This window comes from Streptomyces sp. NPDC041135, from assembly GCF_055592085.1.
This window is the reverse complement of sequence record NZ_JBVIYZ010000016.1, coordinates 28574-41744: the sequence shown is the minus strand read 5'-3', so window position 1 is coordinate 41744 and position 13171 is coordinate 28574. Positions and strand designations below refer to the sequence as shown.

12 protein-coding genes are annotated in these 13171 nt (G+C 74.4%); 7 read left to right on the top strand and 5 right to left on the bottom strand.

The annotated features are described in order from the left end of the window. The first annotated feature begins 7 nt into the window (after positions 1 to 7). The 4 genes from ACZ6CZ_RS28385 (at position 8) to fxsA (ending at position 4170) form a co-directional block, all read left to right on the top strand. On the top strand, positions 8 to 448 hold the full coding sequence (locus tag ACZ6CZ_RS28385) for an Lrp/AsnC family transcriptional regulator (protein WP_469026705.1): 441 nt from the start codon (positions 8 to 10) through the stop codon (positions 446 to 448). 75 nt (positions 449 to 523) lie between these two features. Beyond that, a complete protein-coding gene (locus ACZ6CZ_RS28380; RefSeq protein ID WP_469026703.1) occupies positions 524 to 2152 on the top strand; it encodes an amidohydrolase in 1629 nt (542 codons plus the stop codon). Between the two features lie 533 nt (positions 2153 to 2685). Next, entirely contained in the window at positions 2686 to 3477 is a 792-nt protein-coding gene (locus tag ACZ6CZ_RS28375; RefSeq protein ID WP_469026701.1) for a polyprenol monophosphomannose synthase, read from the top strand. 138 nt (positions 3478 to 3615) lie between these two features. Next, positions 3616 to 4170 carry an FxsA family membrane protein gene (gene fxsA / locus ACZ6CZ_RS28370; RefSeq protein WP_469026699.1) on the top strand — a complete coding sequence of 185 codons (555 nt, stop codon included), beginning with the start codon at positions 3616 to 3618 and terminating at the stop codon, positions 4168 to 4170. Positions 4171 to 4282: 112 nt separating this feature from the next. On the opposite strand, the gene ACZ6CZ_RS28365 is transcribed toward fxsA, so the two are convergent. The 3 genes from ACZ6CZ_RS28365 to yczE all read right to left on the bottom strand — a co-directional run bounded on the left by ACZ6CZ_RS28365 (position 4283) and on the right by yczE (position 6490). Then, positions 4283 to 4657 (bottom strand): RNA polymerase-binding protein RbpA, encoded by a 375-nt coding sequence (locus ACZ6CZ_RS28365; RefSeq protein WP_003977404.1) that lies wholly within the window; start codon positions 4655 to 4657, stop codon positions 4283 to 4285. A 415-nt stretch (positions 4658 to 5072) separates the two neighbouring features. Beyond that, positions 5073 to 5840 (bottom strand): glycerophosphodiester phosphodiesterase, encoded by a 768-nt coding sequence (locus tag ACZ6CZ_RS28360; RefSeq protein ID WP_469026697.1) that lies wholly within the window; start codon positions 5838 to 5840, stop codon positions 5073 to 5075. After that, positions 5837 to 6490 carry a membrane protein YczE gene (gene yczE, locus ACZ6CZ_RS28355; protein ID WP_469026695.1) on the bottom strand — a complete coding sequence of 218 codons (654 nt, stop codon included), beginning with the start codon at positions 6488 to 6490 and terminating at the stop codon, positions 5837 to 5839. The genes ACZ6CZ_RS28360 and yczE overlap by 4 nt, the downstream gene beginning before the upstream one ends. A 101-nt stretch (positions 6491 to 6591) precedes the next feature. Between yczE and ACZ6CZ_RS28350 the strand changes: the two genes are divergently transcribed. After that, positions 6592 to 8091 carry an SCO1417 family PLP biosynthesis transcription factor gene (locus ACZ6CZ_RS28350; RefSeq protein WP_469026692.1) on the top strand — a complete coding sequence of 500 codons (1500 nt, stop codon included), beginning with the start codon at positions 6592 to 6594 and terminating at the stop codon, positions 8089 to 8091. Positions 8092 to 8148: 57 nt separating this feature from the next. Here ACZ6CZ_RS28350 and ACZ6CZ_RS28345 read toward each other — a convergent pair whose 3' ends face one another. Together ACZ6CZ_RS28345 and ACZ6CZ_RS28340 are read right to left on the bottom strand one after the other, a co-directional pair. Beyond that, complete coding sequence (locus ACZ6CZ_RS28345) at positions 8149 to 10038, bottom strand: hypothetical protein (protein ID WP_469026690.1); 1890 nt, start codon at positions 10036 to 10038, stop codon at positions 8149 to 8151. Positions 10039 to 10079: 41 nt separating this feature from the next. Further along, complete coding sequence (locus ACZ6CZ_RS28340; RefSeq protein WP_469026688.1) at positions 10080 to 10274, bottom strand: hypothetical protein; 195 nt, start codon at positions 10272 to 10274, stop codon at positions 10080 to 10082. A gap of 263 nt (positions 10275 to 10537) precedes the next feature. Here ACZ6CZ_RS28340 and ACZ6CZ_RS28335 point away from each other — a divergent pair, with 263 nt between their 5' ends. After that, the gene (locus tag ACZ6CZ_RS28335) at positions 10538 to 10930 is read left to right on the top strand and encodes an ankyrin repeat domain-containing protein (RefSeq protein ID WP_469026686.1); all 393 of its coding nucleotides are present in this window, start codon (positions 10538 to 10540) and stop codon (positions 10928 to 10930) included. 300 nt (positions 10931 to 11230) lie between these two features. Beyond that, entirely contained in the window at positions 11231 to 12649 is a 1419-nt protein-coding gene (locus tag ACZ6CZ_RS28330; RefSeq protein WP_469026684.1) for a HEAT repeat domain-containing protein, read from the top strand. The last annotated feature ends 522 nt before the right edge of the window (positions 12650 to 13171 follow it).

Sequence of the window (13171 nt, the reverse complement as noted above, 5' to 3'; positions counted from 1 at the left end):
TGGCGCCATGGAGGAGCTGGACCGGCAGATCGTGCAGCTGCTCGTCAAGGACGGGCGGATGAGCTACACAGACCTGGGCAAGGCCACGGGCCTGTCCACGTCGGCCGTGCACCAGCGGGTGCGCCGGCTGGAACAGCGTGGCGTCATCCGCGGGTACGCCGCGGTCGTGGACCCCGAGGCGGTGGGGCTGCCCATGACCGCGTTCATCTCGGTCAAGCCCTTCGACCCCAGCGCCCCCGACGACATCGCCGAGCGTCTCGCCGGCGTCCCCGAGATCGAGGCCTGCCACAGCGTCGCGGGCGACGAGAACTACATCCTCAAGGTGCGCGTGGCCACCCCGCACGAGCTGGAGGAACTCCTCGCCCGGCTGCGCTCGCTGGCCGGCGTCTCCACCCGCACGACCGTGGTGCTGTCGACGCCGTACGAGGCCCGGCCGCCGAAGATCTGACCCGGCGCCACGCCGGCGAGCGCACCGGCGGCCCCGCGTACGGCGTCCCCCCGGCCGCGCGAGAGACTGTCCGGCATGAGTGAGCGACCCGCCGACCCCCGTACCGTCCTGCTGCGCCGCGGGGAGGTCCACAGTCCCGCCGACCCCTTCGCCACCGCGATGGTCGTGGAACACGGCCAGGTCGCCTGGGTCGGCTCCGAGGGCGCCGCCGACGCCTTCGCGGACGGGGTGGACGAGGTGGTCGACCTCGACGGCGCCCTGGTCACCCCCGCGTTCACCGACGCCCATGTGCACACCACCTCCACCGGCCTGGCGCTGACCGGCCTCGACCTGTCCGGCGCCCCCTCCCTGGAGGCGGCCCTCGCCCGCGTCCGTGACTTCGCCGCGGCCCGGCCCGCGGACCGGGTGCTGCTCGGGCACGGCTGGGACGCCGCCCGCTGGCCCGGCGGCCGCCCGCCGACCCGCGCCGAACTCGACGAGGCCACCGGCGGGCGGCCGCTCTACCTGTCCCGCATCGACGTCCACTCGGCGGTCGTCACCACCGCCCTGCTGGAGATGCTCCCCGGCGACGCCGCCCGCACGGTCGCCCGCGACACGCCCGGCCCGGACGCCCCGCTCACCCGCGACGCCCACCACGCCGTCCGCGCCGCCGCGTTCGGCGCCGTCACGCCCGTCCAGCGCGCCGAGGCCCAGCGCACCGCCCTCGCGCACGCCGCGTCCCTCGGGATCGGCACCGTCCACGAGTGCGGCGGTCCGGCCATCTCCTCCGAGGACGACTTCACCGCGCTGCTGCGGCTCGCCGCCGCCGAGGCCGGGCCCCGCGTCGTCGGCTACTGGGCCGAGCAGGACGCCGGCAAGGCCCGGGAGCTGGGCGCGCACGGCGCCGCCGGTGACCTGTTCGTCGACGGCGCCCTCGGCTCGCACACCGCCTGCCTGCACCAGCCCTACGCCGACGCCGCCCACACCGGCACCGCCTACCTGGACGCGGACGCCGTCGCGGCCCACGTCCTCGCCTGCACCGAGGCCGGCCTCCAGGCGGGATTCCACGCCATCGGAGACGCCGCCGTGACCGCCGTCGTCGAGGGCGTCCGCACGGCCGCCGAGAAGGCCGGCCCCGCCCGCGTGCGCGCCGCCCGGCACCGGGTGGAGCACGCCGAGATGCTCACCCCCGAGACCGTCGCCGCCTTCGCCGAGCTGGGACTCATCGCCTCCGTGCAGCCGGCCTTCGACGCGCTGTGGGGCGGTGACGACGGCATGTACGCCGAGCGGCTGGGCGCCGAGCGGGCCCGGACGCTGAACCCCTTCGCCGCGCTGCTGCGCGCCGGGGTCCCCCTCGCCTTCGGCTCCGACAGCCCCGTCACCCCCCTCGACCCCTGGGGCACCGTCCGCGCCGCCGCCTTCCACCGCACCCCCGGGCACCGGATCTCGGTGCGCGCCGCCTTCACCGCCCACACCCGCGGCGGCTGGCGCGCCGTCGGCCGGGACGACGCGGGCGTCCTGGTGCCGGGCGCGCCCGCCGACTACGCCGTCTGGCGCACCGGCGAACTGGTGGTCCAGGCCCCCGACGACCGGGTCGCCCGGTGGTCCACGGACCCGCGCTCGGGCACCCCGGGCCTGCCCGACCTCAGCCCGGGCCGTGACCTGCCGGTCTGTCTGCGCACCGTGGTCGGCGGACGGACGGTGTTCGTAGGGCCGGGCGAGTGATCTCCTGGGGCGGCGCGCCGCCGATCGGTGCGCGCCGCCCCGTCGCGCGACCTGCGCATCCTCCGCGCTGACCAGCGACGCAGCACTGTCGCACCAGGTCAGACGGCTGTTGACAGTCGACGGCCGGGGGCCGGTAGGTTCGGCGGAGTCCACCACCGGACACCCGACCGGGGAGCGTTCGCGCACTCGTCGCAGCGCCGCTGGGTCAGGGACGGTGTGCCGCACCGGGGCACCGCCACTGGGAGCCAGGCTCAGCGCCCGCGCCGGCGAGGGAAGGCTCCGGCCGGTCGGGAAGGTGTGACCCGGGTGGGGCCCGGGAGCTCAGTAGACAACGGCTTTCGGTCGACCCGCAGCCAGCGGGCCCCAGGTCGGCCCGAAGGGCGCCGGGCCCCCATCCGCAGCGGACGAGGTGCCGTAAAGCGCGTTCTTACCCTGTTCTTGTGGATTCGACACCACCGCACGGACGAGCCGTCGCGTCATCGCAGGCCGCGGACACTATGGTGGACCCCTGCGTACGACATGAAGGGGCAGCAGTGAACGACGGCGACGGGACCCTCGAGGCCAAGGCCCAGGGGAGGCAGTTCGGTCCGCTCGGCACGGCCTTGGTGATCATTCCGACCTACAACGAGGCGGAGAACATCAAGTCCATCGTCGGCCGGGTGCGCGAGGCCGTCCCCGAGGCGCACGTGCTGGTGGCGGACGACAACAGCCCCGACGGCACGGGCAAGCTCGCCGACGAGCTGGCCGCCGGCGACGACCACGTCCGGGTGCTGCACCGCAAGGGCAAGGAGGGCCTCGGCGCCGCCTACCTCGCGGGCTTCCGCTGGGGCATCGAGAACGGCTTCGGCGTCCTGGTCGAGATGGACGCCGACGGCTCCCACCAGCCGGAGGAGCTGCCCCGGCTGCTGACCGCACTGAAGGGTGCCGACCTGGTGCTCGGCTCCCGCTGGGTGCCCGGCGGCCGGGTCGTGAACTGGCCGAAGTCCCGGGAGTTCATCTCGCGGGGCGGCAGCCTCTACTCCCGCGTGGCCCTCGACCTGCCGCTGCGCGACATCACCGGCGGCTACCGCGCCTTCCGCCGCGAGACCCTGGAGGGCCTGGGCCTGACCGAGGTCGCCTCGCAGGGCTACTGCTTCCAGGTCGACCTGGCCCGCCGGGCGGTCCGGGCCGGCTACCACGTGGTCGAGGTGCCCATCACCTTCGTCGAACGCGAACTCGGCGACTCCAAGATGAGCCGCGACATCCTCGTCGAGGCGCTGTGGCGGGTCACCGCCTGGGGCGCGCAGGACCGGGTCGCCAAGCTCAGGGCCAAGCGCGGCCGCTGAGCGGGGACGGCCCGTACGGCGGCCGGTGAAGGCCAGGTGCGTGCCCGCACGGCGGCCGGTGAGCCGGGCGGGCCCCCACGGCCGGTGCCTGACGGGCCCCTTATCCCGCGCTGAGCCGGGCCCGGGCACACTGGGAGCATGACGACTGGCGCCGCGACCACCCACCCCGCCGACCGGCCCCGCCGCTCCCGGCTGCGCAGGTACCTGCCGTTCGGCCTCGCCGGGTGGCTGGCGCTGGAGATCTGGCTGCTGACCGTGGTGGCGGGCGCGGCGGGCGGCCCCACCGTGTTCCTGCTGCTGGTGGCGGGTCTCGTCGCCGGATGCCTGGTCATCAAGCGGGCCGGCCGCCGCGCCTTCGAGAACCTGAACGAGGCGCTCCGGCAGGGCGGCTCCCCCCGGCGCGGCGGCGGCAACGGCCTGACGATGCTCGGCGGCCTGCTGCTCATCCTGCCCGGCCTCCTGTCCGACCTGGCGGGTCTGCTGCTGCTGGTCCCCGCCGTCCAGAAGGCCGTGAGCCGTTCCACCGAGCGCGCCCTCGACCGCAGGCTCCGCGCGGCCGTCCCCGGCACCTTCGGCGACGCCTTCCAGCGGGCCCGCGTCCACCACCCCGGCGGCACGGTGGTGCAGGGCGAGGTCGTCCGCGAGGAGCCGGGGGACACGCCCCGGGAGCAGTACCCGCCGCTGGCCCGCTGAGCGGCCGCTGCGGTGACACACGCGAAAACCGCGGGCGCCGTACGTCGACCTCACGTACGGCGCCCGCGGTTATGTCGTGCGCTGTGTGACTCCGCTCCAGCCCCTGCGGGGACTAGGCGGACTTGCGGCTGTCCCGGGGATGAACCGCGATGTTCATCGCACCGGAGCGCAGCACCGCCAGACGCTCCTCGAGGACCTCTTCGAGCTCCTCGCGGGTGCGCCGCTCCATCAGCATGTCCCAATGGGTACGCGCGGGCTTGGCCTTCTTCTCTTCAGGGCCGTCGCCGTCCACCAGGAGTGCCTGGGCCCCGCAGACCTTGCACTCCCACTCCGGCGGGATCTCCGCCTCGACCGAGAAGGGCATCTCGAAACGATGCCCCTTCTCGCATGCGTACTCCACGGCCTGGCGCGGGGCCAGGTCGATACCGCGGTCCGTCTCGTAGCTGGTCACCACGAGGCGCGTACCGCGAAGAGCTCGCTCACTCATGAATCGTGCCTCCCGGGCTTGTCGCCCACAGGACAGGTGTCGCTGTCGTCGTCATCCGGTCAACGTCCGGTCGGCGGTAAAGATTCCCGTTCCGAGTCCCGTTCCGGGTCATGCGTCGCCGTCGTAGCCGCCCCTTGTTGTACCCACCAGTGTCCGGTTTGTCACATCTGTCAGCAGATGTCATCCAGCGTTTCGGCATCTTTGACGCGCAGTAACGGTACGCCTGGCAGGCCAAACGCGTACACTACCGCCCTTTCGTGTTGAGCGCTAAATCTTGTCCGCAAACGTGTCGTCCGCCTCACCGCGTCCTCCGCCTCTCCGGTCGCCGGACGTACGGGTACCCGCGCGGGCGGAGCGAATCCGGACAGGGCGCGAAGGTACCGGGGTGGTACCGGGGAGGCCGCGGCCGCCGCGCTCAGACCCAGACGCCGCGCTCCTCCATGACCGCGCGAAGCGTGTCGATGTGGTCGGTCATGATGCCGTCGACGCCCAGGTCCAGCAGCCGGTGCATGCGCTCGGGCTCGTTCACCGTCCAGACGTGCACCTTCAGCCCGTACGCGTGGGCGGCGCGCACGAAGCGCTGGTCGACCACGGGTACACCGGACTGGGCCTCCGGAACCTGCGCGGCGACCGCCGAGCGCCGCACCGCGGCGGGCAGCCCCCAGGAGCGCAGCCGCAGATTGAGCACGCCCCGGGTGCCGAACGAGGTGGCCAGCCGCGGTCCGGCCAGCCGCTGGGCGCGCAGCACGCGGGCCTCGGAGAAGGAGCCGGCGCACACGCGGTCCCAGGCGCCGGTGCGCTCGACCAGCTCCAGCAGCGGACGCAGCGCGCCCTCCACCTTGATGTCCACGTTCCAGCGGACGCCGGGGAACGTCTCCAGCAGTTCCTCCAGCAGCGGCACCGGTTCGCGGCCCGCCACGCGCGCGTGGCGCACCTCGTCCCAGGTCAGGTCGGCGATGCGGCCCGCCCCGTCGGTCATCCGGTCCAGGGTCGCGTCGTGGAAGGCGACGAGGCGGCCGTCCGCCGTGGCGTGCACGTCCGTCTCCATGTACCGGTAGCCCAGCTCGGCCGCGCGCCGGAACTGGGCCACGGTGTTCTCCAGCCCGTCGGCCGCCCCGCCCCGGTGGGCGAAGGCGATCGGGCCGGGATGGTCCAGGTACGGGTGGCGTATCGGCGGAGTCACGGACGAAGTATCACCCGTTCGGGTGGCCCGGCGGCAACGACCGTGCTGCCGGCCGGTGCCGGGGCGGCGGTGAACAGCCGCAGGAACAGCTGCGCCAGCGGGCCGATGGACAGGGCGTAGAGCAGGGTGCCGACGCCGACGGTGCCGCCCAGCGCGAACCCGGTGGCCACCACCACGACCTCGACCGCCGTGCGCGTCACCCGGATCGAGCGGCCGGTACGCCGGTGCAGCCCGGTCATCAGGCCGTCGCGCGGGCCCGGCCCGAAGTCGGCCGCGATGTACAGGCCGGTCGCGGCGCCGTTGAGCACGATGCCCGCCACCAGCAGGGGGACCCGGACGGCCAGGGCGTGCACGTCGGGGACGAGGGCGAGCGTGCCGTCCATGGCGAGACCGACCACGAAGACGTTGGAGACCGTGCCCAGCCCCGGCCGCTGGCGCAGCGGGAGCCACAGCAGCAGCACCGCGGCACCCACGACGATCGAGACCACGCCGATGCTCAGTCCGGTGCGTTCGGCGATCCCCTGGTGCAGCACGTTCCAGGGCTCCAGGCCCAGCCCCGCCACGACGAGGAGCGCCGAGCTGGCGCCGTACAGCGCCAGCCCGGCGTACAGCTGGACGAGACGTGGTCCGATACGGCCCCGTGTGGACACGAGATACCCCCTGAGTGGTGATGGTGGCCTGTCCCGTGACACTCTGTGGCGTGGGATGGCATGCCATCCATGGCCAATTCGAGGAAGGTGGACTGATCGTCATGGCGCAGTGGACCTCGGCGGTGGGGGCCGCGCAGCTCGCCCGGCTGCTCACCTCCCAGCAGGACCGCCCCGCCGGCACCGGCACCCGCCGCCCCCCGGCCTACCGCGCGCTCGCCGACGGCATCCGGCTGCTGGTCCTCGAAGGACGCGTCCCCGTCGCCGCCCGCCTGCCCGCCGAACGCGAACTGGCCCTCTTCCTCTCCGTCAGCCGCACCACCGTCGCCGCCGCCTACGAGGCGCTGCGCACCGAGGGCTTCCTCGAGTCCCGGCGCGGCGCCGGCAGCTGGACGGCCGTACCGGCCGGCAACCCGCTGCCCGCCCGGGGCCTGGAGCCGCTGCCCCCGGAGGCGCTCGGCTCGATGATCGACCTGGGCTGCGCGTCCCTCCCCGCGCCCGAGCCGTGGCTCACCCGCGCCGTGCAGGGCGCCCTGGAGGACCTCCCGCCCTACGCGCACACCCACGGCGACTACCCGGCCGGGCTGCCCGCCCTGCGCGCGATGATCGCCGAGCGCTACACCGCGCGCGGGATCCCCACCATGCCCGAACAGATCATGGTCACCACCGGTGCGATGGGCGCCATCGACGCGATCTGCCACCTCTTCGCGGGCCGCGGCGAGCGCATCGCCGTCGAGTCGCCGTCCTACGCCAACATCCTCCAGCTGATGCGGGAGACGGGGGCGCGGCTGGTCCCGGTGGCGATGGCGGAGGGCCTGGGCGGCTGGGACATGGACCACTGGCGCCAGGTGCTGCGCGACGCGGCGCCCCGCGTCGCCTATGTGGTCGCCGACTTCCACAACCCCACCGGCGCGCTCGCCGACGAGGACCAGCGCCGCCGGCTCGTCGACGCCGCCCGCTCGGCCGGGACCGTACTGGTCGCCGACGAGACGATGACCGAGCTGTGGCTGGAGGACGACCTCCGGATGCCGCGGCCGGTGTGCGGGTTCGACCCGGCCGGCTCGACGGTGATCACGGTCGGCTCGGCCAGCAAGGCGTTCTGGGCGGGCATGCGGATCGGCTGGGTGCGGGCGGCCCCGGACGTGATCCGCAGCCTGGTCGCCGCCCGCGCCTACGCCGACCTCGGCACCCCCGTCCTGGAGCAGCTGGCCGTCAACTGGCTGTTCAGCACCGGCGGCTGGGAGCAGGCCGTGCTGCTGCGCCGCGCCCAGGCCCGGGAGAACCGCGACGCCCTGGTGCGGGGGTTGCGCCGTGAGCTGCCCGGCTGGGAGTTCGAGGTGCCCCGCGGCGGACTCACGCTCTGGGTGCGGGCCGGCGGACTGTCCGGCTCCCGGCTGGCCGAGGCGGGGGAGCGGGTCGGCGTCCGGGTGCCCTCCGGGCCCCGCTTCGGGGTCGACGGCGCCTTCGAGGGCTATGTCCGGCTTCCGTTCACGGTGGGCGGGGCGGTGGCGGACGAGGCGGCTGCCCGGCTGGCCGCGGCGGCCCGGCTGGTGGAGCGGGGCGCCACCGGGGGCAGCGAGGCACCGCGGACGTTCGTGGCCTGAAAGGCCCGTGCGGGCCGGCCGGGGCGGAGGATGCCGCCGCGCACCGGCCCGGCCGCCTCAGGACGTCTCGGCCACCGCGGCCTCCACGGGCACCGCCTGCCCCGGCCCCGTCTCCCCGGGCACCGGTCCGCTCGCCGGGGACGCCACGGAGACCTTCTCCATCGACAGCGCTCTCGCCGGCCCGGCCCCCACCGGCACGCTCTCCACCGGCACGCTCTCCACCGGCACGGTGTCTGCCGGTACCGCCCCCACGGGCGCGCTCTCCCGCGCCGCCACGGCGTCCCGGGAATCGGCGTCGTCCGGGGAGTCGGCGTCGTCCAGGGACTTCACGTCGTCCAGCGAGTCCTCGTTCAGCGGATCGCCGTCCAGCGCGTCCACGCCCAGCGGCTCGTCCGGCCCGGCCGGCCGCGCGGGTTCGACGTGCTCCCCGTCCGCGGGCGTCGTGCGCGGCGGCAGCAGCGCGAGCACCGCCTGCCGGTCCGCCTCGCCGGTCGCGTCGTCGTAGGGGTCGGGCGTGGCCGGGACCTGGAGCCGGTGCACCGGTCCGTGTCCGAGCCGCGCGTAACCGCGTCCCGGCGGGACGTGGGCCGGCGGGGTCGTGCGCGGGGGAGCGCCCAGCACGCTTTCCAGCTGCTGCGGCGTCGCGGGGCCGAGCACGACACGCGCGCGCGTGTGCTGCCGTACCTGCTCGCTGAGGCCGTCCGCGCAGTCGAACTGCTCGGCCAGGACGACGGTCACGTTGGCCGCGCGGCCGTGCCGCAGCGGCATCTGGAGCAGCGTCTGCGGGTCCTTGCGGCCGCCCGCCGCGGCGAGGTGCGCGAAGGCGGTGGGCCGGTCCAGCAGGATCCACAGCGGACGCCTGGTGTCCTCGGGCGGCGGGTTTCCGGCCTGCCGCGCCCGGTTGACGGTGATCAGCCGCCGCTCGGTCTCGTGCGCGGCCCACTCCAGGCTGGCCAGCGCCCCGGTGAGACCGCACTCCACGGCCAGGACGCCGTCCCGGCCGGTCAGACAGGTGTACTCACCGGTGCCGCCGCCGTCGACGATCAGCAGGTCGCCGTACTGGAGGGCCTGGAGGGCGACAGAGCGCAGCAGGGACGAGGTGCCGCTGCCCGGCTGGCCCATGACCAGCAGGTGCGGCTCGGTGGAACGGATGCCGGTGCGCCAGACGACCGGCGGGACGTCGCGCTGGTCCTCCCCGTAGGACAGGGGAAGGGTGCGCTGGACCTCGGTGGGGTCGGTGAAGCCCAGCACCGTCTCGCCGGGCGCGGTGACGAAGCGCTGGGCGGCGATGTCGGTGGGCAGCGGGGCGAGCGCGCTCAGGGTGAGCTGGTTGCCGGCCTCGTCCCAGGTGAACAGGTACTCGCGGCCGCGGCCGGCCTTCGCGGTGAGCAGGTGCTCGATGCGCGCGCGGGCCTCGGGCTCGCCGTCCGGGAAGTAGGCGGGGTACCGGATGACGAGGTGGCCGAAGCTGCCGGAGTCGTCGAAGGTGTGGGTGGCGAAGGCGTTCTCCCACTCACCGCCGTGCGCGTACAGCGGGGCGGGGTCCTCGGCGGTCGAGAAGTACGGCACCAGGGCCTCGTACAGCGACCGCAGCCGCTGGGCCTGCGACTCGTCGGGGCCGTCGGGTTCCGCCCGGGTGCGGTCGCGGCCGTACCAGGCGCTCGCCGCCATCAGGGCGATGGCGGCGAGCAGCGGGCCGTACGGCACCAGCGCCACGGCCAGGACCACCGAGGCCACCAGGAACAGCAGCGGCCCGCGCTTGTCCTTGGGTGTCTGCGCCCACCTGCGCCCGCCGGCCGCGAGCAGCCGCCGCAGCCCCCGGGTGACGGTGATCAGTGGGTGCAGGACGTCGGTCGCGCTGTCGGCAGCGGTCCGGGCCAGCTCCCGGCTCCGGGCGATCTGCGCGCTGCCGTTGCTCAGGATGCGGGGGAGAGGGCGCCGGACCACTGCTGCCTCCTGGGGGTGCGTGCGTGCGGGCGGGGCGGGCGTCAGAACTTGATGCCGCCGAGGAGGCTCGCCAGGCTCTCGCCGCCGGCCCTGATGCTCGGTGCGATGCCGGTGCTGGCGAGGTAGAAGCCGAACAGCGCCGAGGTGCACGCGTGCGAGCCCTTGAGCCCGTCCTTCCGGAAGAACAGGAAGACGATGATGCCGAGCAGCAGGACGCCGGACAGGGACAGGATCATTTCGGGTCTCCTGGTGTCGAGAGGGGACAGTCACCATGAGTACTTCCAGGATCACAGGATGTATCCATACGATTAAAGGTGCAAGTGGATGAAATCCGGCTGATTTCACCCACCGGGCCGAGTCGTCCTGGGCCGGTTGGGCACGTTTGTGCCCGGCGTCACGCCTGTGGTGATCTTTACCTCGGGCACTTCGGGTCATGTACGGCGCGAGCCAGTACCCTTGCGATTCACCTGAACGGTTGCAACGAGAGGCGGTCCGGCCGATGAGTGAAGCCCTCGACCCCGAGGTCGTGGAGCTGGCGACCAAGATCTTCGATCTGGCCCGGCAGGGACAGACGGAGACCCTGGTGGCCTACGTCGACGCGGGCGTCCCGGCCGACCTCACCAACGACCGCGGCGACTCCCTCGTGATGCTCGCCGCCTACCACGGGCACGCCGACGCGGTACGGGAGCTGCTCGCCCGGGGCGCCGACGCCGACCGTGTCAACGACCGGGGCCAGACGCCGCTCGCCGGCGCCGCCTTCAAGGGGGAGACGGACGTCGTCAAGGCTCTCCTGGAAGCCGGCGCCGATCCCGCGGCCGGAACTCCCTCGGCCGTCGACACCGCCCGGATGTTCGCCAGGACAGAACTCCTGGAATTGTTCGGCGCACAGTGATCCGAACGCTCTGACCAGGCACGACAACGAAAACGGGGGAGGCGGTAAATGGCCGCCGGAAATACGGTCGCGGCAGGAGAAACCCGCGGGTCATCATGACGTCGTGATTCACGGACGCGATGGCCGGGCAGGTGAGGCCGCACCGCGCGGACCGTGACGCGGCCCGTACGGGCCACCGACGAGAGGCAGAGGAAGATGGTCTACAGCAAGCAGGAAACGGCGGGCGCCCCGACGTGTCGTCACGCGGCCAGGTAATGCACGTCCCCGGTTGCGTCGACGCTTGATGTGAGGCTGTTTCCCATGTTCGATCCGGTCATAGCGCCCAGCGGAACGCTGCTCGGCCTGCTCCAGAGAGGTCGCGGCGACGGCACGCTGCACGCGCTCACCGCCCCGCGCACCGAGGCGCTGGCGGCCCTGAACCACTGTGTCCTGCGCGATCCCCGCCACGACTGGCAGGTGGAGAACCGCTCCCTGTACTACGCCCGCCTGTATCTCGACCTCAGCGGCGAGCTGGACGCCGTCGAGGCGCACCTCTTCGACCCCGAGGACGTCCTCGACACCGACGAGTCCCGCACCGGCCTCGCCCTCGCCGTCCTCGGCCACCTCGCCTCCTACGGCCGGCGGGACGCCCTCGACCTGCTGCGCCGCTACGCCGCGACCGGCGCCAACTGGGCCTGGGCCCTGGACGAGCTGGCCCTCAGGGACGACGACGCCGCCCTGCGCGCCCTGGCCGCCCCCGTCCTGGCCCGCTTCGCCACCGACCCCGAGGGCGAGGCCGAACTGGCCGCCGCCGTCCGGGACGCCTTCGAACCCCGCCCCTGGCGGCTGTGGGCGGAGGACCCGCGCCGGTCCATCGCCACGCGCGTGCGTGCCGCTCAGGAGACCGGCGCCTTCGACCGCTGGCAACGCCAGATGCGGCCCGCCGGGCCGCGCCCCGGCTGGAGCGTGCGAGCCGTCTTCGAGTGGGCCCAGCAGGGCGTGGAGCGCGGCGCGGCGCTGCACGTGCCCGCCGCCCGCTGCCTCGCGGCCGTGGCCGGTGCCGAGGACCGCCCGGAGATCGTCCGGGCCGCCCGGGAGGGCGACGAGGGAGCCCGCTGCACCGCACTTCGCTACCTCGCCGACCGCGAGGACCCCGGCGCCCTCGACCTCATCGAGGCGGCCGCCGCCGACGGTCCGGTGCCGGTCGTGGACGCCGCCGTCGACGCCTTCGAACGGATGCGCGGCACCGCCGCCGTCGACCGCGCCCGCGGCTGGGCCCACCGCCCCGACGCCCTCGGGGCCGCCGCCGGCCGCGTGCTCGCCTGCCGGGGCGGGGCGAAGGACAGCGACCTGGTCCTCGGCGCCCTGCGCGAGGCCGTACGCGGCGAGGGACCCGACGCGCCGACCCTGTGGACCCTGGTCGACGGCACCGGCCGTCTGGGCATCGCCTGTGCGGCGCCCGTCCTGCGCCACGTCTACCGCGAGACCGCCTCCTCCCACCTCCGCGGCCGCGCCGCCCGCGCTCTCGCCGCCACCGACCCCTCCTTCGCCACCGGGTTCGCCGTCGAATGCCTGTGGGACTGCGAGGAGAGCACCCGCGAGATCGCCGCCCGGCACGCCGAGACGGGTGACGCCCGGGTCGTGGAACAACTGCGCAGGCTCGCCGCCGACCCGGCCGAGGAGGCCGAGGTGCAGACGGCCGTACGCAGCCGGATCACCCCCGACGGCCGGGTGTCGTGACCGGGGCCGGACCCGGCGGCCGGGTGTTGTGACCCGGTCCGGACCCGGCGGACGGAAGCCGTGACGCACCGGATGCCACGGGCGGCCCGCGCCGACCGCGCCGGCGGCGAGGCACGCGTCGCGTGAACCGGACCGGGCGCGACGGGCGGGTCCCGTGAACGCGGGGTGACCCACGGGGCAGGAGGGCGTGGCCGGGGCCCGACCGCTCGCGCCCGCAGCGCAACGCTCATGGGACGTTCCGCGCCCGGACGGATCCAAGTTGACGCGGCCACGTCCAGCAGGGCGACAAACCGGTACACGTGTCGTCATCGTGACCGAGTCCCTTCCCCGTGATGTGAACGGCGTGGCCCACTGCGCGCTCCAGACGGCCCGGCACCTCGTCGCTCGCGGTCACGCTCCCCCCGTCGTCGCCCCGGCCACGGCCGCCGGGACGCCGGAGGACGCCTGGGCCGCGTGCCCCGAGGTCCCCGGCGTCCCCGTCCTCCGGGTGCCCTCCCTCCCGCTCCCCGGCTGTCCCCAGGT